The sequence below is a fragment of the Mangrovimonas cancribranchiae genome, assembly GCF_037126245.1.
Classification (GTDB): Bacteria; Bacteroidota; Bacteroidia; order Flavobacteriales; family Flavobacteriaceae; genus Mangrovimonas; species Mangrovimonas cancribranchiae.
Genome location: NZ_CP136925.1, coordinates 1077865 through 1104121 on the forward strand (window position 1 = coordinate 1077865; position 26257 = coordinate 1104121).

General features: G+C 34.5%; 22 protein-coding genes. 14 read left to right on the forward strand and 8 right to left on the reverse strand.

Annotated features, from left to right (window positions below; genetic code table 11):
- Nucleotides 1-90: 90 nt before the first annotated feature.
- From R3L15_RS04775 to R3L15_RS04795, 5 genes are all read right to left on the reverse strand, one after another.
- Nucleotides 91-1086 carry a HupE/UreJ family protein gene (locus R3L15_RS04775; RefSeq protein ID WP_338733550.1) on the reverse strand — a complete coding sequence of 332 codons (996 nt, stop codon included), beginning with the start codon at nt 1084-1086 and terminating at the stop codon, nt 91-93.
- Between the two features lie 5 nt (nt 1087-1091).
- Nucleotides 1092-1955: a peptidylprolyl isomerase gene (locus R3L15_RS04780; protein ID WP_338733551.1), complete on the reverse strand. Its 864-nt coding sequence runs from the start codon at nt 1953-1955 to the stop codon at nt 1092-1094.
- A 5-nt stretch (nt 1956-1960) separates the two neighbouring features.
- Nucleotides 1961-3829: a DUF3604 domain-containing protein gene (locus R3L15_RS04785; RefSeq protein ID WP_338733553.1), complete on the reverse strand. Its 1869-nt coding sequence runs from the start codon at nt 3827-3829 to the stop codon at nt 1961-1963.
- Between the two features lie 18 nt (nt 3830-3847).
- Nucleotides 3848-5737 carry a DUF3604 domain-containing protein gene (locus R3L15_RS04790; RefSeq protein ID WP_338733555.1) on the reverse strand — a complete coding sequence of 630 codons (1890 nt, stop codon included), beginning with the start codon at nt 5735-5737 and terminating at the stop codon, nt 3848-3850.
- A 229-nt stretch (nt 5738-5966) separates the two neighbouring features.
- On the reverse strand, nt 5967-6890 hold the full coding sequence (locus tag R3L15_RS04795) for an AraC family transcriptional regulator (protein ID WP_338733557.1): 924 nt from the start codon (nt 6888-6890) through the stop codon (nt 5967-5969).
- A 228-nt stretch (nt 6891-7118) separates the two neighbouring features.
- Between R3L15_RS04795 and R3L15_RS04800 the strand changes: the two genes are divergently transcribed.
- From R3L15_RS04800 to R3L15_RS04860, 13 genes are all read left to right on the forward strand, one after another.
- Complete coding sequence (locus R3L15_RS04800; RefSeq protein ID WP_338733558.1) at nt 7119-8615, forward strand: aldehyde dehydrogenase family protein; 1497 nt, start codon at nt 7119-7121, stop codon at nt 8613-8615.
- Nucleotides 8616-8685: 70 nt separating this feature from the next.
- The gene (locus tag R3L15_RS04805) at nt 8686-9057 is read left to right on the forward strand and encodes a DUF779 domain-containing protein (protein WP_338733559.1); all 372 of its coding nucleotides are present in this window, start codon (nt 8686-8688) and stop codon (nt 9055-9057) included.
- Between the two features lie 133 nt (nt 9058-9190).
- Entirely contained in the window at nt 9191-9610 is a 420-nt protein-coding gene (locus R3L15_RS04810; RefSeq protein WP_158611354.1) for a terminase gpP N-terminus-related DNA-binding protein, read from the forward strand.
- Between the two features lie 110 nt (nt 9611-9720).
- On the forward strand, nt 9721-10971 hold the full coding sequence (locus tag R3L15_RS04815) for a hypothetical protein (protein ID WP_338733562.1): 1251 nt from the start codon (nt 9721-9723) through the stop codon (nt 10969-10971).
- 14 nt (nt 10972-10985) lie between these two features.
- A complete protein-coding gene (locus R3L15_RS04820; protein WP_125467256.1) occupies nt 10986-11246 on the forward strand; it encodes a DUF4212 domain-containing protein in 261 nt (86 codons plus the stop codon).
- Nucleotides 11247-11270: 24 nt separating this feature from the next.
- Nucleotides 11271-13049, forward strand: coding sequence for a sodium:solute symporter family protein (locus R3L15_RS04825; RefSeq protein ID WP_125467255.1), 1779 nt, complete (start codon nt 11271-11273; stop codon nt 13047-13049).
- A gap of 283 nt (nt 13050-13332) precedes the next feature.
- A complete protein-coding gene (locus R3L15_RS04830; protein WP_338733565.1) occupies nt 13333-16020 on the forward strand; it encodes a sensor histidine kinase in 2688 nt (895 codons plus the stop codon).
- Between the two features lie 16 nt (nt 16021-16036).
- A complete protein-coding gene (locus tag R3L15_RS04835) occupies nt 16037-16402 on the forward strand; it encodes a response regulator (RefSeq protein ID WP_338733566.1) in 366 nt (121 codons plus the stop codon).
- Between the two features lie 52 nt (nt 16403-16454).
- Nucleotides 16455-16679 (forward strand): hypothetical protein, encoded by a 225-nt coding sequence (locus R3L15_RS04840; protein ID WP_338733567.1) that lies wholly within the window; start codon nt 16455-16457, stop codon nt 16677-16679.
- A complete protein-coding gene (locus R3L15_RS04845; protein ID WP_338733568.1) occupies nt 16676-18574 on the forward strand; it encodes an acetate--CoA ligase in 1899 nt (632 codons plus the stop codon). The genes R3L15_RS04840 and R3L15_RS04845 overlap by 4 nt, the downstream gene beginning before the upstream one ends.
- Nucleotides 18575-18597: 23 nt before the next feature.
- Nucleotides 18598-20505, forward strand: coding sequence for an acetate--CoA ligase (acs, locus tag R3L15_RS04850; protein WP_338733569.1), 1908 nt, complete (start codon nt 18598-18600; stop codon nt 20503-20505).
- A 73-nt stretch (nt 20506-20578) separates the two neighbouring features.
- Nucleotides 20579-21163: a Crp/Fnr family transcriptional regulator gene (locus R3L15_RS04855; protein ID WP_338733570.1), complete on the forward strand. Its 585-nt coding sequence runs from the start codon at nt 20579-20581 to the stop codon at nt 21161-21163.
- Between the two features lie 107 nt (nt 21164-21270).
- Nucleotides 21271-21831, forward strand: a complete 561-nt coding sequence (locus tag R3L15_RS04860) for a YceI family protein (RefSeq protein ID WP_338733572.1) — start codon at nt 21271-21273, stop codon at nt 21829-21831.
- 81 nt (nt 21832-21912) lie between these two features.
- Here R3L15_RS04860 and R3L15_RS04865 read toward each other — a convergent pair whose 3' ends face one another.
- The 3 genes from R3L15_RS04865 to R3L15_RS04875 form a co-directional block, all read right to left on the reverse strand.
- Nucleotides 21913-23151 carry an outer membrane beta-barrel protein gene (locus R3L15_RS04865; protein WP_338733573.1) on the reverse strand — a complete coding sequence of 413 codons (1239 nt, stop codon included), beginning with the start codon at nt 23149-23151 and terminating at the stop codon, nt 21913-21915.
- A gap of 43 nt (nt 23152-23194) precedes the next feature.
- A complete protein-coding gene (locus tag R3L15_RS04870; protein WP_338733574.1) occupies nt 23195-24394 on the reverse strand; it encodes a multidrug effflux MFS transporter in 1200 nt (399 codons plus the stop codon).
- Between the two features lie 124 nt (nt 24395-24518).
- Nucleotides 24519-25079 carry a DUF1579 domain-containing protein gene (locus R3L15_RS04875; RefSeq protein WP_338733575.1) on the reverse strand — a complete coding sequence of 187 codons (561 nt, stop codon included), beginning with the start codon at nt 25077-25079 and terminating at the stop codon, nt 24519-24521.
- A gap of 83 nt (nt 25080-25162) precedes the next feature.
- Between R3L15_RS04875 and R3L15_RS04880 the strand changes: the two genes are divergently transcribed.
- Nucleotides 25163-26254: a HAMP domain-containing sensor histidine kinase gene (locus R3L15_RS04880; RefSeq protein WP_338733577.1), complete on the forward strand. Its 1092-nt coding sequence runs from the start codon at nt 25163-25165 to the stop codon at nt 26252-26254.
- Nucleotides 26255-26257 lie beyond the last annotated feature (3 nt).

Below are 26257 nucleotides of genomic sequence, written 5' to 3' on the forward strand. Positions count from 1 at the left end.
GCTATATTGTAAAAATAGTTTTTTAAACTCGAAATTTTACTATTAATATAAATGAAAGATTTATAAAAACAGGTTTGTCATGCAATTAATTTAATTGTAGAAAAAACCAACCACCCGCTCAATCGTCCAAAAAGCCGCTATACTTCCAATGGCATAAGCTGGTACTTTTTTAGCAACTACCGGCCAGTCTTTTTTGAATGCCAATAGAGATAAAACTGCAGAAACAGCAATAACAAATACAATTTGCCCCAATTCTACACCAATATTGAAAAAAGCTAAGGCCAAAGGGATTTCAGATTGCGGTAATCCAACATCGGTTAAAGCACCTGCAAAACCAAAGCCATGTAAAAGTCCGAAAGAAAATGCTACCAACCATGGTTTTTGAGCCGTTAATGAGGGTTTGCCTTGATGTAATTTAATCATTTCGGAAGCCAGGAAAACAATGCTTAAAGCAATCACGGCTTCTACCGGAGGGCCAGGTAAGTTTGCATATCCTAAAACAGCCAAACTTAACGTAATACTATGCGCTAAGGTGAACGCGGTAATGGTTTTTACTATTTTTTTAAACCCTGTTGTGATGATGATTAAAGCCAAAACAAAAAGTAAGTGGTCAATACCAAACCAAATGTGTTCCACTCCCAAAACCGTATACGATTGTACCACCTGCCATTTACTGGTTTTACCTGATAGTAGGGTTTCAGGTTTATCTGGTTTAAGCATGAGTGTGGTTTTTTCACCATTTAAATATTTAATGGTTACCAGAACATCGACCATGGTTTTTTTTAAGTTTTGAATCTTAATACGGCTGCCCTGTAAAGATCTGTTTCCATTTAAACTATATTGATGAATCATGGCGCCACTAACAGGTTTAGATAAACCTGATTCTTGAAGTTGGAATCCATCTTCAAATTCGGGATAAATTTTTAACACTAAATCTCCCGAAGTCGGCACTTTCCACAAAACGTTATACGTTGTTTCGCTCTGTTGTTCTATTTGTAAGTAAGCAGGTCTGATTTCATGAGCTTTGACAGTTACAGAGCACAGACCAACAGCTACTAAAAAAAATAAGGTAAGCATACGTTTCATAACTATCAATTTTGTGCTAATTCGTTCGAGGTTATGGTATTCATATTATCTGCGCTAATACGTACTTTGTAGTTGTTTTTAAGCGTTTTTAATATGGTTTCCTGACTTTCCTGTTCCATTTTATATTCGTAATCCCGTTTTACAACAGATTTTACATCTTTGAAATCAGGTGTCGTTGGCTCAGTTTTAGATTCTATATATACCAAGTGCTTACCGAAACCTGAACTCACAGGGCCAACCCATTGGCCTGTAGTTAAAGTTTCTAACTGCTTAGTAAACTGTTCTCCAAATTCTCGGTTTAAGTAGAAAGCATCTGTATCTGTTAAAGCAAAATCCAAAGGAAAATGATCGCCTTGAGTTTTCATTTCCAACGGAGATGTGGAGCTAAAATCCTTTAAAACGGCTTTAGCTTTCTTTGTAGGATTCGCATGATTATCAGAAGTAAAGACGACTTGATACAAGCTGTATTTATATGGCGTAGCATATTTATCTTTATGTTTATTAAAAAACGCCTTAAGATTTTCTTCGGAGGCCGGCGCAACCAATCCCGTTAAATCCTGACCTAGAAACTCCATTTTTTGGGCCAACCTACGTTTAACAATCTCGTCGTTATGGTCAAGATTCATTTTTAAAGCTTCACGGTAGAGCACTTCCTGACTAATATATTTGTCTATAAGACCTTCTAACTCTTCGGCGGTTGGTGGTCGTTGCCACTGCATACGCCATAGTTCAGCCATATGTTCTATATCGGCATTATCTACAATAATTTCTTCTTCATCGGTACTTTTATTTACCAGGTTGTATATAGCAAAAAGGAGAGCCCCCAGCACAAAAAAGTGCAGTAAAGGCTCTTTAAGTAATTTTTTCATTTATTTTAATTTGGGTTATACCATATTGGACTACTCCAGGCGCGTTCTTGGATGCTAACAGGTAAATCCTTACGCGGTTCTCTTCCTAATTTTTTAGCATCGTAGGTGCTCCATCTAGGTGTTGGAATTTCAATAACTCTTACGTAATAGAAGGCATGATAGCTAGTATTAAAATCGGGATCGGTCCACACCGTTTTTAATTCGGTAGCACCGATATCGTTAGTATAAGTCGCTTCAGCAGCATTAACCGTGTTTCCAACCGGAGTTGTATTTCCTTTGGCATCTACAATTCTATTATCAGAAAGCGCTACATTATAGATTTTTTCATGAGCTTCACCAGCTTCATCAACCCATCCTTTTATCACTTGTATGCGGTCAAGATTAGCACCGTCGGCTTCCTTTACAGCTTGAATAATTAATGATGGAGCTTTGCCAGTAGAGGCTTTTAAATCACCTCCCATAGGGACACCGTTATTATAGGCTGTTTGTACCCAGTCTGCACTGTTTAAAATATTTTTATCGAAGCTATAACCGGCAAAAACACGTACCTTCATCCGAGGTCCGGAAGTCGCATAGGTTTCTTTCCTTTTTATGGCGTCATAGATTTTTTCTCTAGTATTTGAAACTGCCCAAACGGCAGCCAGACCACCAGTACTAAATTGTCTTACTTGCCCTGCTGCAGCCTCACTAACTCCCGGAGGTCCATCCAAACGGTGTTTTGGATCGTTTTCAAAGCCGAATTTACCAGTGTAATTGTCTTCTTCTATAGTCGATGCCGAATTATGGGTGTCGGAATCTCCTATGAAACCATATTTAAACGGATTTCCTTGATCTTCTTTTTCATATTGCATACCGCGAATAAGTGCTTCACGTATATAACCTCCCTTTTTGTTTTTTGGAGGTGTTGCTGTTGAAGCCAAAGTATAATCCCAAAGTTCAAAATTGGCAAATTCATCATTAGGCGATAAAGCAGGGTGAGTTTCTGAAGTCCCTTTAATTTGGGTGATTTCATAAACAGGCTCGTTTCGCATGCGAGTTTCAGAATAAGCCTTTCCTATCTTACTGCCCCCATAAGATTCTTCAACAGGAAACATTAAACCGTCACTGGCATTTCCGTTATGAGGAACGGCCAACAGTTCATTGCCTTGAGCACGTTGTTTATCCATCCATGCCCATAATTTCTCAGGAACATCTGAATCGATGGCTGAAAACGGAACCTCTGCCACATGTTTAGTATCCTTAAAAAGAACGATGCGGTGCAAGTTCCTCCATTTAGGATTGGAGGTCCATTCATAACCTGCGAAGGTGGTGAATTTTCCTGGGTGATTATGCTTATCTGTAATATCAATGATTTTATTCCAAACATCTTTTTGCAGTTCTAGATTTCCTAAAATGCTATCGTTTCTTCCATTTGAAATGTCATCCAGAATTTTGGTATAGGCATCAAATGATTTTTTAGCATCGTCTCCTGTGACATCTGCGGCAAGTGGGTGTTTGCTTGCCGGGCTGCTAGAGTCTGCCATTAAAGGCAATGCTCCCATGAACTCCGAGTGGTCGGCTACAACATACCAGTCTAAAGGCACTTTTATTTGAAGTGGTGTGCCATCACCTCCTCCTGGAATACTTTCACCTTGTGCCCAGCGATAGGCATCATCGGGACCTGTTACAGAACCATTGATATAGCCATCAAAAGACCAGCTAGTGTGTACATGTAGATTCCCGAAAAACACATCTTTATCAGGATTTACCGGAACTTCCGGTTCAGTAGGCATTTCTGTAGAAGTTGTTTCCTCTGAAGGCTGTTCTTTTTTGGTGTTATTACAGTTAAAAAGTAATAAAAGAGCCGCTAAAGGAATGAGTTTTGTTGTTTTCATAATGAAAGAATAGTTTGTTTAATTTGGGTTATACCATATTGGAGAACTGTATATTCTTTCCTGAATGGTAGCCGGATGATTGGTTTCTTTTACATCAATACCTAATTCAATAGCATCGTATAAAGAATACCTAGGTGTTGGAATTTCTAAAACTCTCACATAATAGAAGGCACTTTGACTAGCGTCGAAATCTGGATCTGTCCAAAACACTTTTAATTCTGAAGCTCCAATGGTATTGGTATATTTTCCCGTTTTAAGGTCTACAGTGTTCCCCACTTTTACTTTACCATCTGTTCTGCCATCTGATAAGGCAACATCATAAACTTTTTCACCAGAAGTACCATCTGCTTTTAACCAACCTTTAACCACCTGAACTCTATCCAGATTGGCACCATCGGGATCTTTCATTGCGGCTATTAAAAATCCTGGAGCTGTACCACTTTCAGTTTTATTTAAATCGCCACCCATAGGAACCCCCTTATCGTAACCTGTTTTAACCATTTCAGCATTAAGATCACTTTCGGTAAAATTATAGCCGCCAAATACACGTAAGGTCATGCGTGGTCCTGTAGTTGCGTAAACTTCTTTACGTTGGAAGGCATCTACCAGGCTTTGGCGGGTGTTGCTTTCGGCCCAAACACCAACCCATCCTGCAGCGCCCATATCCCATCCTTTAGATGAGCCAATACCTGTGGGGTGTGCTCGCTTTTTAGGTTCAGAATCATGTTGACCTTTTCCTCCAAAGTTGGTTTCTTCAACAGCAGTTATCCCTGTGTGGGAATCGGTACCACCTACAAAACCGATTTTATATGGATTGGCTCCTATCTTTTTTTCTAACTCTAATCCGCGTTTTAAACCAGAACGCACATAATCTGCTTTGGTTGGGGCAGGTCTCCTGCCATCAGGAGTTAAAGCAAAGTCGTAAGTTTCAAAATCTGCAAATTCGTCATTAGGAGATAGAGCCGGGTGAGTTTCAGAATCGCCTTTAATTTGTGTAATCTCTACGGAACGTTCCCATTTCATTCGGGCATCGGCATAAGCCTTATCTATAGGTTCACCGTTTAAGCGTGTTTCGGCAAACATTAAGCCCAGACTAATATTGGGGTTGTGAGGGATAGCTACAAACTCGGCTCCCGTTTGTTGGCTTGTGGTTTCAAGCCAAGCCCAAAGATCTTCTGGGTCGTCGCTATCTAATGAGCTATAAGGCAAAAATTGTTTGGCCACGTCGCCGCCCTGAGGCATAAAAACAACTCGGTGAAGATTGGCACCACTATTGTTTGAGGTCCATTCCCATCCTATAAGGGTGGTGAATTTTCCCGGGTCGTTGTGCTTTTCGGCAGTTTCTATATACCGTGTCCAGGCCTCTGTAACCTTTTCGCCTCCAAAATCATTAACTAAATCTTTAGCCGTTAAGTTGGCTTCATTTGGCTGGTCGAAAGCGGCATAATTAAGGATGTCATATAGCTTTTGCATATTTTCCTCAGATTTGTTAGGTGCGATTGCTAAAAAGGTTTTCCCTGTTTTTGTGTCTGAAATACCAGGCGTGTTTTCATACATTAAAGGAATTGAGCCTATCAATTCGGCATGATCGGCAACCACAAGAAAGTCTAAAGGCTTAGATAGTTTCCATGGTTTCCCTGTAGTAGGACTTTCTACTTCTTCTCCTTTAGCAAATCTATAAGCGATTTCGGGAGTTGAGTTTGGGGTTCCGAATAAAAAGACATCAAAGGAATTACCCGTGTGGTTATGGGTGTCTCCCCAATAGACATCTTTTAAAGGGTTTACGGGAACTTCCGGTTCGGTAGTCATTTCAGTTGTAGTAGTTTCTTCAATGGGTTGTTCTTTTTTAGTTTCTTTACAAGTCGTAAGTAGTAAAAGACTAAAGAGAACTACAAAAAAATGTTTCATAATGTTGCATGAATTGGTTTACAAGACTAATTTAAACATTAAAAATCATTTTTAACAATATATTAAGAAATTAATGATTGGTTAAGAGATTATTAGGTAATTAAATAAAAACAAGCGGAGTTTTCATATAATTATTTAGAGTTTTGATGAGATCTTAATTTAAAGCTTTATTTAAAATTAACCGATAAGCACTCCAATTTCTATTTTTCTTGGGATAAGAAAAATAAGCTTAAGAAATTTTTGAGATAGACATTTTAAACTGTTGTGGTGTCATTAACTCCATTTTTTTAAACTGCCTATTAAAGTAACTGGTGTTGTTAAAACCGGATTTAAAAGCAATTTCAGACATTCGTAAGTCATTCGATTCCTTTATAAGTTTTTTAGAAAACTTAATCTTTTCAGAGTTGATATAATCTATAGGAGAAACGCCTAAAGTATTTTTGAATTTCTTGTGAAAGTGAGACGTACTCATACACGCTTTTTCAGCAAGTAAATCAACTGTAATGTCTTTGTTGGTTAAATTTTGCTTAATGTATTTAATAACCATGCCTATGCGCGTGTCGCTAAAAATACCATCGGTATCGTTAAGTAAAAAGGCTTTGGCTTTGGTTTGTAATAAGCGTACAATAAGTTCTTGAATCATTAAATCCAACAAGATATCTTTAGATGATGCATTATTGGTAAATGTGTGCACCAAACGTTCTACTAAATGATTAACATCTACATTATTAATAAGATGTGAAGCATTATTGTCTAGTTTCCAAGTGTTATTTTCACGTTCGATAGCGACTTGATGATTAAACTTTTCAACCACTTCGTCTATTTTATTACTGTCTATTCCTAGAGCAAGACATTGTGTAGGGCTTTCTTTTGTTGCTAAAGGAAAGTCTATCACCATTTCTTTATTAGTAGGCATAACAACAGATTCTCCTGGAAAAAACTCAAACGATGGTAAGCCGTCTATGTGCATGACTTTTTTTCCTGTTAACATACTGGCTATAACTGGAAAATCGAAGGTTAAAGAAACTTGTTCTGCATATTCGTGAGTTTCAAAAATATTAAGTTCGGCATAATCCGCATTATAAGTCGTGCGGTTTTCAACCAAAGTGGTTAGCTTTCTATGACTTCTATGATGTTTTAAAAGTTGACTCATATTCAATATTACAAAAAAAGGTGTTGTGTAAAATACACGTGATAGATATGTTCAACAATTTAATAAATATGTTCAAGATTATTAGGATTTGATAAAATAACTTTATAAAAATTATCAATAAGCTAGTTTTGTTGCGATAAAATTAGCGAAATGTTAAAATATTTAATTTTTTGATTAAAAGTGTTTAACATGTTGATACATAGAAAAATAATCATTAAATAAAACAGTATGAGTTATTCTAAACCAGAATTTAAAACATCCTATGATAATTTTATTAACGGGAAGTTTGTGGCTCCAAAAGGGGGCGAGTATTTTGAAAACAGATCACCTATAGACAATAGTCTAATAGCAAAATACCCAAGATCGCAAAAAGAAGATGTTGAACTAGCATTAGATGCAGCTAATGCTGCAAAAGAAAGTTGGGGGAATACTTCGGCTACCGAAAGAGCAGCCTTGTTAAATAAAGTGGCCGATATTATAGAGGCTAATTTAGAAGAATTTGCTTTAGTAGAAACCTGTGATAACGGAAAACCTATAAGAGAAACCTTAAATGCCGATGTGCCATTATCTGTAGATCATTGGCGTTATTTTGCGTCTTGTATTCGTGCCGAAGAAGGCTCAGCAACCGAGTTAGATGCTAACACCCTTTCCATGAATATTAAAGAGCCACTAGGTGTTGTAGGACAAATTATTCCATGGAATTTCCCATTATTAATGTTGTCTTGGAAATTGCCGCCAGCTTTAGCCACAGGTAATTGTGTGGTGTTAAAACCAGCCGAGCAAACACCATCATCAGCTACTTTATTAATGGAAAAAATTGCAGATGTTTTTCCTCCTGGTGTTGTTAATGTTGTACATGGCTTTGGTCCCGAAGCAGGTAAGCCTTTAGCATCAAGCTCTAAGGTAGATAAAGTTGCTTTTACCGGAGAAACCACAACTGGACAGTTAATTATGCAATATGCATCAAAAAACCTTAACCCTGTAACTATGGAATTGGGTGGTAAGTCGCCAAACATATTCTTTAACAGTGTTATGGATGCCGATGATGCTTATTTAGATAAGGCTATTGAAGGTGCTGTGTTGTTTGCTTTTAATCAAGGTGAAGTGTGTACATGTCCATCTCGTATTTTAGTGCAAGAAGATATTTACGATAAATTTATGGAGCGTGTTTTAGCACGTACCAAAGCTATTGTTCAAGATAGTCCTTATAGTGTAAACACTCAGGTTGGTGCGCAAGCCTCTAACGATCAGTACGAGAAAATTCAATCTTATATTAAAATAGGTAAAGACGAAGGAGCTAAAGTACTTTGTGGTGGCGAAGCAAATAAAGAAGGCGATTTAGCAAACGGGTTCTATATAAAGCCGACTATTTTAGAAGGGCATAATAAAATGCGTGTTTTCCAAGAAGAAATTTTCGGACCAGTTGTTTGTGTAACTAAATTTAAAGATGAAGCTGAAGCCTTAGAAATCGCTAACGATACATTATATGGTCTTGGAGCAGGAGTTTGGACACGCGATGCACATCAATTATATCAAATTCCGAGAGCTATTAAAGCAGGACGTGTTTGGGTGAATTGTTATCATGCTTACCCAGCACATGCACCATTTGGAGGGTATAAAAAATCTGGTTTTGGTAGAGAAAACCATCTTATGATGATGGATCACTACCGTCAGACTAAAAATATGCTTATTTCTTATGATAAGAATAAGTTAGGTTTCTTTTAATAGAGAAAATGTTTGATTAGTAGCAAGGCTGAATAATTATGTTCAGCCTTTTTTTATTAAATTTATACATATGGAAAGAATAGCGATAACAGAAGCAGCTGCAAAAGTTGTGAGACAATTAAAAGAGAAACATGGCGAACTCATTTTTCATCAAAGTGGTGGATGTTGCGATGGATCATCGCCAATGATTTTTGAGAAAGACGACATGTATTTAGATGAGAGTGATGTGTTATTAGGAGAACTGGAGGGTGTTAGCTTTTATATGAATATCGACCAATTTGAGTATTGGAAACATACGCATTTAACTATAGATATTACCGAAGGTCGTGGTGCTAGTTTTTCTCTAGAAATTCCCTTAGGATTACGATTTATTATTCACTCAAGAATGTTGACTAAAGAGGAAGAGGCGTTTTTTAATCCCAATTCTAGCATAATAGGTTAAAATTAGCTATTTGTTAATGTTTTGGCATTTTTGCCCTTGTTTTTTTAGGGTGTTTGCACTTTTTTATCAATTAAATTAACGTATTTATATTTTAATGTTGCTAAATTACTATATTTATGCAAAATTACTATACATGAAAATAAATCTTTGTCCTAATTGTGGTTCCGATGCTTATATTAAAAGTGGTATAGTTAATAATAGGCAGCGTTATAAATGTAAAAGTTGTGGTTACTTTTTTACAGTAAATAAGCTAGGAAAAAAAATAGATGACTATTACGTTAATAAAGCATTACAGCTGTATTTGGAAGGGTTAACGTATCGTGAGATTGAACGCATTTTAGGAATCTCGCATGTAAGTATTATGAATTGGGTAAAAAAGTATAACGTTAAAAGACCGTACAAAACAGATTATCATCCTACATATAAAATATTAAACGCTCAGGAATTAGCTAAATACTTCTCAGATGCAGCTAATTTAACAGGAGCTGGAGTGCTTGTTACAGAGCTTGGAGATAAGTTTATGCTAATAAAATGGGAGCGTTTCAAAGATTAGATATATATAATTAACAAAAAGATATATTAATTTTTTGTTAATACAGTGTTTTTAAGAGATTAGCTAAGCACACAAAACCATAATGTTAATTAACTAATCTTTTAAAACTTATGAGAAAAACACTGTATTTACTGGCTGGAAGCATCTTTTTTTTCAGCCAGTTTATGTTTTCACAAGGTTCTCCAGATTATAATGGGGGATTTAAGGTGAAATTTGACGAAGAAGGTAAAAAATACTTTCGTATCTTATCTTGGGCTCAGGTTCAAGGATCCTATAGCGACGATGTTCCCGAAGAGTCTAGTAAACTAAATTTTAACTTACGTCGCGCAAGAGTTTTAATGTATGCGCAGATTAACGACAAGTTTCTCATTTTAACACATTTTGGATTAAATAGCTTAAACGCATCTAATATGAGTGCTGTAGGAACAGGAGACAATTCTCAACTTTTCTTTCACGATGTTTGGGCACAATACAACATCACTAAAAATCACTCCATTGGTGGTGGTTTGCATTATTTTAATGGTATTTCCCGACTTAACAATCAAAGTACGTTAAATATGATGACGATGGATAATAATCGTCAATCATGGGCTACAATTGGACTTTCAGACCAGTTCGCGAGACACATGGGTATTTTTGCCAAAGGAAAAATAGGAAAGCTGCAATACCGATTGGCTATTAATGATGCTATTTCAAACTCTTTAGATGTTCAAAATAGAGTAGCCTATAATGCCGATGGAAGTCCAGATATTTCTGAAAATACAACATATTATGCCGGACGAGAATTATTAGGTTCTAAAGATGCCGGTAAATGCTATGCGGGGTATTTTGATTATCATTTCTTAGATGAAGAATCTAATTTTTTACCCTATAAAGTAGGAACTTATTTAGGGGGAAAACGCATATTTAATGTTGGAGCAGGATTCTTTTTACATCCAGAAGGCGCTGTTAGAATGGAAGGAACAGAACTAAAAGGCGAGGATGTATCCATTTTTGCAATTGATGCTTTTTACGATAGTTCTTTAGGGGAAAACGGAAGTGCCATTACTGCGTACGCAACATTTCAATCAAACGATTATGGCGAAGACTATTTATATAGTGCCTACGGAACAGGCTCTATGATTTATGGTCACGTAGGGTATGTGTTACCAGGAGATGTGGCAAAACCTAGATTTCAACCTTATGTTTCTTTTGCATCAAATAGTTATGATGGTGCTAATGATAATAGAGATGTTTTAGGAATAGGAGCTAATGCATATTTCAGTGGTCACAATTCAAAACTAACATTGGAATATAAAAATCAAAAATTTGGAGATTCTAATGTAGGCTCTGTAACCCTTCAAGCAATGATTTACTTATAAAAAAAACAACAGATATGACAGATAAACAAAAACATGCAACGGCGTATTGGAAAGAAAACTTAAAGTACTTAATCATATTGTTAAGTGTTTGGTTTGTGGTTTCCTATGGCGCAGGAATATTGTTTAAAGATGCTTTAAATAATATTAGACTAGGCGGGTTTAAACTAGGCTTTTGGTTCGCACAACAAGGATCTATCTATGTATTCGTAATACTCATTTTCGTTTACGTAAGACTTATGAACAAATTAGATAAAAAATACGGCTTCGACGAGTAGCCTTTAACAAAAAAACAAATAATTATGAGTGTACAAACGTGGACTTGGATATTAGTAGGAGTAACTTTTGCCCTTTATTTTGGAATTGCTATTTGGGCTAGAGCAGGCTCTACAAAAGATTTTTATGTAGCTGGTGGAGGTGTTTCTCCTTTAGCAAATGGAATGGCGACTGCAGCCGATTGGATGAGCGCAGCGTCTTTTATATCAATGGCGGGAATTATTTCTTTTGCAGGCTATGATGGTTCTGTTTACCTTATGGGATGGACAGGTGGTTATGTGCTTTTAGCACTATTATTAGCACCGTATTTACGAAAATTCGGAAAATTTACAGTACCAGATTTTATAGGAGATCGTTATTATTCTAATGGCGCAAGAACAGTGGCTGTCATCTGTGCTTTAATTGTGTCATTTACCTATGTAGCTGGACAAATGAGAGGAGTTGGTATTGTGTTTTCACAATTCCTTCAAGTAGATATTAATACAGGTGTTGTTATTGGTATGGCTGTAGTGTTGGTTTTTGCTTTCTTAGGAGGAATGAAAGGAATCACTTATACGCAAGTAGCGCAGTATTGTGTGTTAATATTTGCGTTTATGGTGCCAGCTTTTTTTATTTCAATGCAAATGACAGGGAATCCAATCCCTCAAATAGGAATGGGAGGTAAGCTAGAAGGTGGCATGTATCTCTTGGATAAATTAGATACGTTGCATACAGAATTAGGATTTAACGAATACACTAGTGGCACAAAATCTACTTGGGATGTATTTGCTATTACACTAGCCTTAATGGTTGGTACAGCTGGATTGCCGCATGTAATTGTAAGGTTTTTTACAGTACCAAAGGTTAAAGACGCCAGAAAGTCGGCAGGATATGCATTGTTTTTAATAGCTATTCTTTATACAACAGCGCCAGCCATTTCTGTTTTTGCCAGAACTAACTTAATCGATACTGTGAGTAACACAAAATATACTGAAGTTCCAGAATGGTTTAAAAATTGGGAAAATACAGGCTTAATAGGTTGGAGCGATAAAAATGGTGATGGAAAAATTCAATATGTTGCTGGAAGTGCTATTGAGGGGAAAAATCCATTATTTTCAGATGGTAGAGGAACTCATGGCGAACGTGTGTTAAAAAATGTAAATGCAAACACAGAGAATGAATTATATGTAGATAGAGATATTATGGTGCTTGCCAATCCAGAAATTGCTAAGTTGCCTAATTGGGTAATAGCTTTAGTTGCTGCCGGTGGTTTAGCAGCAGCATTATCAACAGCAGCGGGATTATTATTGGTGATTTCAACATCCATATCACACGATTTAATTAAAAAACAACTTAAACCAGATATTTCAGAAAAAGGCGAACTATGGGCAGCTAGATTAGCTATTTTGGTAGCCATTATTATTGCTGGTTTATTTGGGATTTATCCTCCTGGTTTTGTGGCGGCAGTAGTTGCTTTGGCCTTTGGTTTGGCGGCAGCATCTTTCTTCCCAGCCATTATTCTCGGAATTTTTGATAAACGCATGAATAAGCAAGGCGCCATTTCAGGAATGGTTGTAGGTATTGTATTAATGTTATTTTATATGGTACGTTATAAAACAGGTTTAATTGGTGTTTTTGAACCAAGACCGTCAAGCGAATGGTGGTTTGGTACCTCTCCAGAAGGTTTTGGTACTGTAGCCATGATTGTTAATGTGGTAGTTTCTGTAGTTGTTTCAAGATTAACACCACCGCCACCACAAGAAGTGCAGGAAATAGTAGAGCATATACGAATTCCAAGTGGCGCAGGTGAAGCAACACACCACTAATTCTTTTTATTTTAAGTTAATTTAGTTAGTAAAAACAGTGTTATGGTAGTCATAACACTGTTTTTTTATTAAATTTAGATACTCACATTTTAAAGTATGAAAAAACGACATGAACAAAAATTAGTAGTATTATCAATTGTATTATGCTTACTGTTTAATCTGCCTTTTATTTTTGTGTTTAACTTAAATGGAAGCATTTTAGGGGTCCCAATTTTTTATGTCTCCATTTTTTCTATTTGGTTATTATCAATTGTAATTTCATATATCGTTTTAAAAAAGCATTATGAGTAATTACATTCTAATAACCATTATTGTTTTTTATTTAGCCTTTTTGTTTTTCTTAGCCTTTAAAACGGAAAAAAACACAAAAAGTAAATGGGTAAACAATCCTTATGTTTATGCCTTATCCCTAGCTGTTTATTGTACCGCATGGACATATTACGGAAGTATAGGTATTGCGGCTAACTCTGGTGTAGATTTCTTGCCAATTTACTTAGGTCCCGTAATTGCAGCGCCACTTTGGGTTGTCGTTTTAAGAAAGATAATACGTATTTCAAAGCAACATAATATCTCATCGATTGCCGATTTTATTTCGCTACGTTATGGTAACAATAGGTTTTTAGGCGCTTTAATTACTATTGTTTGCTTTTTAGCTATTTTGCCCTACATTTCATTGCAATTAAAGGCAATATCTGGAAGTTTTGAAGTTATTGCAGATGAAACCAGTTACGTATCTAAAAGTATATGGGACGATTCAACATTCTACATCGCATTTTTATTAGCTATTTTTGCTACATTCTTTGGAACCCAAGCTACCGATGCCTCTGAGAAACACCGTGGTATTGTAACTACTGTGGCGTTGGAATCTATTTTCAAAATAAGCTTTTTTCTTATTATAGGAGTTTATGTGACTTATTGGTTATTTGATGGGCCACAAGATATACTAACAAAATTTTCTGAAATAGATAATATTGAAACCTTAACCACTATACCTAATTTAGAGGGTGGTCTTAATTGGTTTTTCATGATAGCCTTATCCTTTTTCGCTATTTTTCTTTTACCTAGGCAATTTCAAATCAGTGTTATAGAAAACACAAGAGAAAAGCATTTAAAAACAGCTATTTGGTTGTTCCCTTTATATTTATTACTGTTTAATTTGTTTGTCGTATTTATTGCATTTGGCGGAAGGTTGTTGTTAGGCGATGTAGCTCATGCAGAATATTATACATTATTATTACCGCTAAGTCAAGACAATGTGTTTTTAGCCATGTTAGTTTTTTTAGGTGGTTTTTCTGCTATAATTTCTATGGTGGTTGTTTCTACCTTAGCCTTATCAACAATGGTAAGTAACAACCTAATTATTCCTTATGGGTTTTTAGATAAGTTTATTAGAAACCACCCTGAAAAGAACGCCTACTACATCAAGAATATTCGCCGCATTTCTATTTTCTTAATAATTATTTTAGCTTATGTTTTTTATTACAATTTTTCTATAGAGAGTTCTTTAATTTCAATAGGCTTGGTCTCTTTTGTAATAGTAGCTCAGTTAGCGCCTTCCTTTTTCCTTGGATTGTATTGGAATCGCGGCTCGGCAAGAGCCTCTATAGTTGGTATTGTAATAGGGTTTTTAATAACCATTTATACTTTAATTTTACCATTTACCATAAACATTGTATCGGGTACAAATAGTTTTGTTGAAAGCGGGTTGTTTGGGATAGAATACTTAAAACCTTATGAGCTATTTGGAATTAATTTTCTTAATCCTTACGCACATGCTATGTTTTGGAGTTTGAGCTTTAACTTGGCATTTTATCTTATGTTGTCATTAGTATATCGTGGTAATTACAGAGAACGAAATTATGCCGAAATGTTTGTAGATAGTAAAAACTATTCTTCATTACAAGATAATGCCTTAGTGTGGAAAGGTGAGGCTTATGTATCCGATATTAAAAATGTGTTAGAAAAATTTTTAGGAGATAAAGAGGCAAATAGAGCCCTAAAAGTGTTTTTTACGAAATATAATTTACCAAAAGATACCCAAATAGCCGATGCTAGATTAATTAATTTTTCTGAAAAGCTATTAACGGGAACCATAGGAAGTGCTTCAGCAAAAATACTAATTTCAAGTGTTGTTAAAGAGGAAGAAGTAAGTTTAGTAGAGGTGTTGAAGGTTTTAGAAGAGTCAAAAGAAACCATAGCAAGAAATAAAATGCTTCGTGAGAAATCGGCAGCTTTAACTAGCTTAACAAATCAATTACGCGAAGCTAATTTGGAATTGTTAAATAAAGACCAGCAAAAGGATGAGTTTCTAGATACTGTGGCTCATGAGTTAAAAACACCAATTACAGGCATTAGAGCATCAACAGAATTAGTTTTGGACGATAAAGATATGCCAGAACAGATGCGCGAACAGTTTTTAAGTAATATCTTGCAGGATAGCGATAGGTTGTCAAGGTTGATAAATAGTATTTTAGATTTCGAAAAACTATCAAAAGGAAAAACGACACTCGATGTTAAAAGTAATGACATTCAGAAGGTTATAAAAAAAGCAATTCAAGTGGTGAAACACCTAGCCGATAAAAAAGCGGTAAAAATAGTCAATAAGAATCCGCATAAACTATTTTTAGAATTTGATCAAGACCGTTTGCTGCAAGTGGTTACAAATTTACTGTCTAATGCTATAAAGTTTTGCCCAGAAAAAGATGGTGTTATTACTATCGATTACAAAATGGCAAATAAGAGTATCGAGTTTTCGGTAACAGATAACGGAAATGGAATACCTCCAGAAGATATTGCTTTTATTTTCGATAAGTTTTACCAATCTAAAAATCAAAATACTAAAAAACCAGAAGGTAGCGGTTTAGGATTGGCTATTTGTAAGCAAATTATAGAGCAACACCATGGAATTATATGGGTTGATAAAGCTTATAAAAATGGCGCAAAGTTTGTTTTTAAATTACCATTTAAGTAACTTGTAACCCCAATGTATGAATAGGAGAATTTTAATTGTTGATGATGAGCCAAATATAGTAATGACCTTAGAGTACGCCTTTAAAAAGCAAGGCTTTGAAGTGTTTATTGCTAGAGATGGAACAGAAGCATTACAAATATTAGAAACTAATATTCCTAATGTTATATTATTGGATATTATGATGCCTAAGGTAGATGGTTATGAAACCTTAGAATTTATCAAAAAAAAAGACAGTTTATCACAAGTAAAAGTGGTATTTTTAACTGCAAAACATAAAGCTTCAGATATTGAAAAAGGCCTAAAACTAGGAGCAGATAAATATTTAACTAAGCCGTTTTCAATAAAGAAAATAATTTCGGAAGTATTAGATTTACTTAATTAACATTATGGTTTGTGTGCAAATTAAACCTATGTATAATTAAAGTTAGTTTATTATGAAATTCCGTATTGGACCCTTAGCATCAGATATTTTTATAGCTGTTTATGCTCTAGGCTCTTTATATCTTCGTTTTAAGTTTGAAAGTCAAACATCTGTAAGTCCATTAAACTCCATAGTCATGGGGTTGTGTTTTGTTGTAATTATTTGGGCGTTAATCAAATTAAAGGTTTTAAATCCCAACTGGTTTGGATTGTTTAATTCTAATAAATCAAGACTATGAATTATTTAGAATTTTATAAAAACAGTATAGAGAATCCAGAATCGTTTTGGTTATCGCAAGCCAAACAACTCGATTGGTATAAACTACCAAAGAATTGTCTCTCTAAAGATACCAACGATTATTATCAGTGGTTTGAAGATGGGGAACTAAACTTAAGTTACTTATCTATTGATAAGCATATAAATGATGGTTACGGAAACGACAATGCCATAATATACGATTCACCAGTAACAAACACCAAACGAGCGATTACTTATAACGAATTAAAGGAAGAAGTATCGCGATTAGCTGGCGGTTTAAAAAACCTAGGGATAGAAAAAGGCGACACCGTTATTATTTACATGCCTATGATTCCGCAAGCGTTGTTTGCCATGTTAGCTTGTGCTAGAATAGGCGCTATTCACTCAGTAGTTTTTGGCGGATTTGCACCTCACGAACTTGCTATAAGAATAGACGACTGTAAACCTAAGGCTATTATTACGGCAACTTGCGGTATAGAAATTAAACGTATTATACCTTACAAGCCATTTGTAGACGAAGCTATAAAACAAGCATCTCATAAACCCAATCAGGTAGTTATTTTTGATAGAGGCATTGATGTAGAAAGAACGCAAAAAACATACGATATAGATTATCAGGAACTAATATCCAATTCAAAACCAGCAAATCCTGTTCCGGTAAAAGCAACACACCCGTCTTATATTTTATATACATCAGGAACAACAGGAAAGCCCAAAGGAATTATTAGAGATACGGGAGGTTATGCTACGGCATTAAAATTTTCTATGAAATATATTTATGGGGTAGACGAAGGCGATGTATTTTGGGCAGCAAGCGATGTAGGTTGGGTTGTAGGACATAGTTATATTGTGTATGGCCCATTATTAAATAGAAATACAACCATTCTTTTTGAAGGAAAACCTATTAAAACACCAGACGCTTCTACGTTTTGGCGAGTAATAAGCGAGCATCAAGTAAAAGTTATGTTTACGGCACCAACTGCTATTCGGGCTATAAAAAAGGAAGATCATGATGGTGATTTTATCAATAAATATGATTTATCTTGTCTTAAATATCAGTTTTTAGCTGGAGAACGCTGCGATGTGGCCACCTTAACATGGACAAAAAATCATTTAAAAGTTCCTGTTATCGATCACTGGTGGCAAACCGAATCAGGATGGCCTATGTTGGCTAATATGGTTGGTGTAGAATTGCAAGACGTTAAACCAGGTTCTGCTGGCATGCCTGTTTGCGGGTATGATATTGTTATTTTAGATGAGCATGGTGAGGAAGTCTCTGCAGGTGTTGAAGGTTATGTAGCTGTTAAACTGCCTTTGCCTCCAGGAACATTAATGAATTTATGGGGGAATCCCGAACGCTTTAAAGCAGGTTATTTAAAACGTTTCCCAGGATATTATTTTTCAGGTGATGGTGGTTATAAAGATGAAGATGGCTATGTATTTATAACAGGTCGCGTAGACGATATTATTAATGTTGCAGGACACAGACTATCAACAGCCGAAATGGAAGAGGTGGTAGCATCTCATAAGGATGTGGCCGAATGTGCTGTGTTTGGAATTCATTGCGAAATTAAAGGCCAAAAACCACTAGGGCTAATTGTTTTAAAATCACAAGATGCCGATAATGAAGCTACAATTACATCAGAAGTTATTCAAGACGTAAGGCATGAAATTGGTGCTGTAGCATCGTTTAAAGAAGTGTTAGTGGTAAAACGATTACCAAAAACACGATCGGGAAAAATTCTTCGTAAATTGTTACGTCAAATGGCAGATGATTTATCATTTAATGTTCCTTCAACAATAGATGATGCGGATATTATTACAGAAATACAAACGGTTTACAAATCAAATCAAATAGGAATTCATAAGGACTAATTTTTTAATATAAATAGAATATCATGAGTAATTATCATATTAAACATTTAGAAGAATATTATCAGGTTTATAGAAAATCTGTTAGGAACCCAGAGGTGTTTTGGGAAGAAGTTGCCGAAGAACATTTTGTATGGCGTAAACGATGGAATAACGTATTGCAATGGGACTTTTCAAAACCAGAAATTAAATGGTTTGAAGGTGCCCAACTTAACATTACCGAAAACTGTATTGATAGACACCTAAACACAAGAGGCGATAAAACTGCCATTATTTTCGAACCTAATAACCCAGATGAAGAGACACAACATATATCTTACAGAGAATTGCACGATCGCGTATGCAGATTTGCAAATGTGCTAAAGGAAAAAGGTATTGGTAAAGGTGATCGCGTGTGTATTTATTTACCTATGATTCCTGAGTTAGCTATTTCAGTTTTAGCTTGCGCCAGAATAGGTGCTATTCATTCGGTTGTATTTGCTGGTTTTTCATCAACAGCTTTAGCCACGAGAATTAATGATAGCGAATGTAAAATGGTCATTACTTCAGATGGCTCTTACAGAGGTGCAAAAACGATAGATCTTAAAAGTATTGTAGATGAAGCTTTAGAAGATTGTAGTAGTATAGAAAGTGTTTTAGTAGCAAAGCGAATAAATAGCAATATTAAAATGAAAGAAGGTCGCGACTATTGGTTACAACCTTTATTGGATGAAGCTTATCATGATTGCGATCCAGTGGTTATGGACGCAGAAGATCCGTTATTTATTTTGTATACGTCAGGCTCTACAGGAAAACCAAAAGGAATGGTGCATTCCAGTGGCGGATATATGGTTTATACAGCCTATACTTTTAAAAACGTTTTTCAATATAGAGAAGATGATGTGTATTGGTGTACGGCAGATATAGGCTGGATTACTGGCCATAGTTATATTGTTTATGGGCCATTATTAAATGGCGCAACAACCCTAATGTTCGAAGGTGTTCCAAGCTACCCCGATTTTGGACGTTTTTGGGAAATTGTAGATAAACATCAAGTAAATCAATTTTACACAGCGCCAACAGCTATAAGAGCTCTAGCTAAAGAAGGAATGGATCATGTAGAAAAATATGACTTATCTTCATTAAAAGTTTTAGGAACCGTAGGTGAACCTATAAATGAAGAAGCTTGGCACTGGTACGATGATAATATAGGTAAGAAAAAAGCTCCTATTGTAGATACCTGGTGGCAAACCGAAACAGGAGGCATTATGATTTCACCAATACCTTTTGCAACACCAACAAAACCTACCTACGCAACATTACCATTTATTGGTATACAACCAGCTTTAATGGACGAAAATGGCGAGGAAATAAAAGGAAATCAAGTCGATGGACGATTATGTATTAAATACCCATGGCCATCAATGGCGCGTACCATTTGGGGAGATCATCAAAGATATAAAGATACATACTTCTCGGCCTTTGAAAATATGTATTTTACTGGAGATGGCGCTTTACGTGATGAGGTTGGTTATTATAGAATTACAGGTCGTGTAGACGATGTTGTTATTGTGTCTGGACATAACTTAGGAACAGCACCAATTGAAGATGCTATTAACGAGCATCCAGCAGTTTCCGAAAGTGCTATTGTAGGATTCCCTCATGATATTAAAGGAAATGCCTTGTATGGCTATGTTATTTTAAAGGAAACAGGCGAAAGTCGTAACCACGATAACCTTCGAAAGGAAATTAATCAGTTAATTACCGAGCAAATTGGCCCTATTGCTAAACTAGATAAAATTCAATTTACAAAAGGCTTGCCAAAAACAAGAAGTGGAAAAATTATGCGTCGTATTTTAAGAAAAATAGCGAGTAAAGATACGTCTAATCTAGGCGATACGAGCACGTTATTAAATCCAGAAGTTGTTCAAGATATTATGGACAACGTACTTTAGTATAGTATAAATTTATAATGAAAGAGCATCCTATTTTTAGGATGCTTTTTTTATTTTTACCTAAAGTCATGCTATGAATTTTCAACCACTTTTAAAATACATGAAAAACTATGTGTCGTTAACCCAAGAAGAGGCCGAATTCTTGGTTAGCAAACTGGTGTATCGTAAGTATTTAAAAGGACAATATATATTACAACAAGGCGATGTTAGTAAAGCGCAATGCTTTATTACGAAAGGATGTACTAAAATGTTTTTTGTCGATGATGAAGGTCAAGAACATATTATTATGTTTTCTATTGAAGATTGGTGGACATCAGATTTAGGGAGTTTTAGTACACAAAGTCCAACCGATTTTAATGTACAATGTTTGGAAGATACCGAAACCATTCAATTCCATATAAATTCCATTGAAGAGATTTTTGAAAAAATCCCTAAAATGGAGCGGTTTTTCAGACAAATAATTGAAAGAGCTTTTGTAGCATCGCAAAAACGAATTATCAGAAATTTTAGCATGACGGCTAAAGATAGATATGTATTTTTTAGAGAAACTTACCCAAAAATAGAACAGCGCATTCCACAGTATTTAATTGCTTCTTATCTAGGTATAACAAAAGAGTTTTTAAGTAAAATAAAAAGTCAATTAGTACTCAAAAACTAGAATGTTAAACTAGTTTAATATCATTTTATAAACTACTTCATTTTTATTGTTTAGGTCTTGTAGGATCTTTGTACCGTAATAATTAAACAAATTTAAAACGTATACAAATGAAACTATTAACAACTGCTATTATAGCATTAACAGTATTGACAAATCCAATAAAAAAAGAAAAGAAAATGATTAAAGTAGATGAAAGTAAAGTAGAGTGGAAAGGCTATAAAGTAGCCGGATCTCACGAAGGAACAATTAATTTAACCTCAGGAGTACTTGAGTTTAACGACGAGACTTTAGTTGGCGGAGAATTTAAAGTAGATATGACTACTATTAGTGCAACAGACTTAGAAGGAGACTACAAAGACAAATTAGATGGTCATTTAAAAAGTGATGACTTTTTTGGTGTTGAAAGCTACCCAGAAGCAACCATTACATTTACAAAAGTAACACCAAAAGGCAAAACGTCTTATACCGTAGAAGGGGATTTAACTATTAAAGGAAAATCAAATCCTGTAACTTTCGATATGTCTGTTTACGGAAGCAAAGCAACGGCATCGTTAAAAGTAGATCGTTCTAAGTACGATGTACGTTACGGATCTAAAAGCTTTTTCGATAATTTAAAAGATAAAGCAATCTATGATGAGTTTGACTTAAATGTAGATTTACAGTTTTAATTTTTTAAATACACTATAAAACAAAAAACCGTTTCGTATATGAAACGGTTTTTTTATTTTATTTAAAAGCAAATTAATAGGTTAAAAAAGAGTGTAACCTACGATAAAAGATATTGTATTATAGTTAGAGTCCCAAATGGGGTAATCATTTAATATATTTCTACTTGTATGAAATCTAACTTCAGCACTAATTTTATTTATAAATTTATAACCAACTCCAAAAGCAAATCCCTGTCCTGATTTAGTATCTAAGGAGGCGTAACTTGAATCGTCTACTCTCAATGCTTCAAACGAAGATTTAGAGTTGTCTACACTAAATAAATAAGAAGCGTTAATAAAAAGTTTAGATTTGTTATTTAAAAACATATAATATCTAGCAGATATTGGTATATCAATCGAGCTATATTCTACGCTAGATTTTAAAGAACCACCAGAAACATTAGACAGGTTTTTTATTGTTGCTTCCGATTCGTAACTTTGATACGTTGGCTCAACAGCGACTGCCCATTTGTTTTTGTTAAAAGGAAAGATGTATTCTAATTCTAATCCTATTCCAAAACCTAATTTATTTTCATAACTAAAATCAAAATCTCTTTGACTATCACTAATTTCTAAAGAAGAACTGTTCAAACGAGGTCTTATAGTTACATTAAAATCAGACTTACTCTTTTTGTTGTCATAATTAGTAGTCCTTTTTGTAGGATTGGTGCAGTTATTATAGTCTATAAAAAACGTTGTTAAGCTTTTTTGTTTATAGTTTAATCGTTCTATATCCTTTAATTGTATTGAGGAACATTTTAAGTTGTTCCATAATTGTTGTTTATATCTGTTGTTTTCACTAATAGTAGTCGCAGACGATTTATATTCTTTATATATTAATTGTGAAACATTGCCGTTATTCAAATTAAAAAAATATCGTTTTAGATTTTCATTTTCGTACAAATATAAGGTTGCATTTCCTTCAACCAAAACATTTAAAAATAATGTTTCTTCTTCAAATTCAGGAGTTTTATTTAAACTCAAGTTATTAATATTATCGCTAGATTTATCTATTTGCACAGTTGCCCTTATATATTTAGAGAAATTGGTTATACCAAACTCTTTAATAGAGTCAACACTTGCAACTTTAATATCGCTATTAGCAGTTAATTTATATTCAAAGTTGTCGGGGTTATTTCTCCAATCATTATTTTTTATAAAACAGCTGGTTTTTTTCCCTGATTCATTTATAAAATATCCATTATCATAAGATATTTGTGAAAAAGTAAGATTGTAAAAAAAAGTTAGACTTAATAGAGTAAAAAGTAATTGTTTTTTCATTTTTATAAATTGGTTAATTATAAAAACGAATATAAAAATATTTTCAGCTTTTTTTCACTAAAAACATCATTAATACAGAGACAACTCCACAAACCGAAAAGCCTATAAATAAAGGTAACACACTATCAGTAACATAACTTCCTATAAAATTAGCAATAGGAACAGCCATAATAGTTGAAACAAAGCCATTAATAGCAGCGCCAACCCCAGCAATATGACCTACAGGTTCCATGGCTAAGGATCTTAGGTTTCCAAATAAAAACCCAATAGCTATAAACTGAAGCGCAAAAAACATCACCAAAACAGAAAGATCTGGATTTGTACCATTGTGAAAAAGAATAACGTAAAAAATTGAAATAGCACAAAAGGCAATGGCTGCTGTTTTGGCTATTTTTTTCATGCCAAAACGTACCACCAAAGCGCTATTTAAAAATGTAGCAAAGCCTATAGAAATAGCTAAACTAGCAAAAATGTAAGGAAACAAATCGGCTAACTTATATTGATGTTCAAAAATTTGTTGCGAAGTGCTTAAATACACCATAAACGATCCTGTAATAAAACCAGAAATTAACGTGTAAACAATAGCGCTTTTGTATTTTAAAAATTCCTTAGTACCATTAACAAATAAACCAACAGATAGTTTTGTACGTTTATTCTCTGGAAGTGTTTCAGGTTGTTTTTTCCAAAACCAAAACATCACTAAACACCCATAAATTAAGTTAAGATTAAAAATAGAATGCCAATCGAAAAACGTAATTAAAAATTGGCCTATTGTTGGTGCTACTACAGGAACCAAAATAAATACCATAACGACAATAGACATTACTCTAGCCATGTAATCGCCGCTATACGTATCGCGAACCATAGAAATACTAATAGTTCTTGGTGCAGCCAAGCCTACACCTTGTAAAATACGACCAAAAATCATCATTTCAAAGCTGTTGGTCGTTACGCAAACAATACTTGCTATAACGAATAAAATGAAGCCTGTGTAAATAATAGGTTTTCTGCCAAAGCTATCTGAGAGTGGCCCAAAAATAAGTTGTCCAATACCAAGTCCCAGAAAAATCATCGTAATTAATAACTGATTTTTAGAAACATCGGTGACGTTAAGGTCGTTAGCAATATCTGGTAAAGCAGGTAATAAAGCATCAATACTTAAGGCAACAATAGCCATTAGCGATGCCATTAAACCAATAAATTCTAAATTAACTTTGTGTTTAGGTGAAGTGGAATTTTGCATAATGCAAAGGTACTTTTAAATATTTTCCCTGAATATTATCTTTTCATAAAGAGTTCTTAAAGTTTATGCATAAAAAAACTCCTATTTTGATAGGAGTTTTTAAGTAATAATTAAATTAAAAAAATTATTTTTTTCTAGTATATTGAATTTCCATAGTCTTAATCTCTTGTTCGTCAACAATCATGTACATGTCAAACTTATGAGAATCTTCAGAAAGTATGGTTAAGACCTCTTTAACATGCATTTCTTGTTCGCTAGCTGGATCGAGCATATTACCTTCTAAAATTAAGGTATTGTCCTCTTTTAAATAGCCTTTTAATAGCATGATACTACTGCCAAAATTGTCTATCCATGTCGAGATAAATTCTTTTTTAGCATTATCGTAGCCCATAATACTTTCTCCCATAAAGGGTTGCTCCATCATTTTTCCAGTATGAGTAGAACGTAGGTAGAGCCCATTCATAATCATTTCATTAATGGTAGTGGCTTTGGAAATATTAGGTGGTTGACTAGGGGCCATCCACATTTTAACAACGGCATCCCATTCACCATTCATAGAGGCTAACCATTTATGGTATTTGCTTGGTGTCATGTTCTCTTGCCAAGCTTTCATTTCTTCTGGTGTTTGCGAGAAACTTACTCCACAAAATAGTAACGGTACAAGTACTAAGAATAGTTTTTTCATTGTTTTATAATTTATTTACGTTACTTAAATATAAGGATTTCTATAGAATTAAACCGTAATTTTGTGTCAAGATACTTAATTGTATGAATGTTACAGCCGAAGAAAAATTAAAAGAGCGTATAAAAGAACTCACTTGCTTGTATGAGATAAGTTCTCTTATAGCAAACTCTAACTTAAAGAATTTGCAGCCCACTTTGCAAGCCATTTGCAGGAGTTTAAAAAAAGCGGTGCAATTTCCAAAGGATGTATCGGTAGAATTAATAGTCGAAAACTATAATTTACACGAAGGGAGAGCAACAGATGGTAAAGTTAATATGTTAGCCAAAATTAACGCATTTAAAACGTCTATAGGAGCAATAATTATTGGGTATTCTAAAGATAAGTATACCACAAATAGTTTTTTAAACGAGGAGCGTCAGTTGTTAGAAACAATAGGTTTAGAAATAGGTAAACTATTTGAGAGAAAACAAATAACCGAACGTGAAATTCGCACAAAACAGCAAGTTGAAAGAGCAGATAGATTATCAATTTTAGGCGAAATTACTGCAGGAATAGCACATGAACTAAATACCCCTTTGGCAAATATTTTAGGATATGCTGAATTGGTAAAAGAACAAACACAGGATAATAACACTATAGTTAAAGATCTAGATAAAATTATTAATAGTGCCATATATTCTAGAGAGGTTGTGAAAAAGTTAATGTTTTTTTCTTGCGAAATGCCACAGCATAAAACAAAAACCAATATTGTACCTATTATTACAGAAGCCATAAAATTGTTAAAACCTAATTTTTCTAAAAAGCAACTATCTTGTTGCCTACAAACACAAACAGATAGTGTTTTTTATAAAGTCGATACCATACAATTAACTCAAGTAGTGTTTAATATTATAATGAATGCCATATATTTTTCTCCAGAAAAAGGAAAAATAGAAGTAAAATTATATGAAGATAACAACAATGTTTACATAGATATTTCAGATGAGGGAGAAGGTATAGAGTCCGCGAAATCAGAATTAGTTTTCAATCCATTTTATTCAACAAAAGATGTTGGAGAAGGTACAGGATTAGGGTTAAGTGTGGTACATGGTATTATGCAAAGTCACCAAGGAAGTATTACACACCAACCTAACGACCCAAAAGGAACCGTTTTTAATTTAGTTTTCCCAAAATAGAAC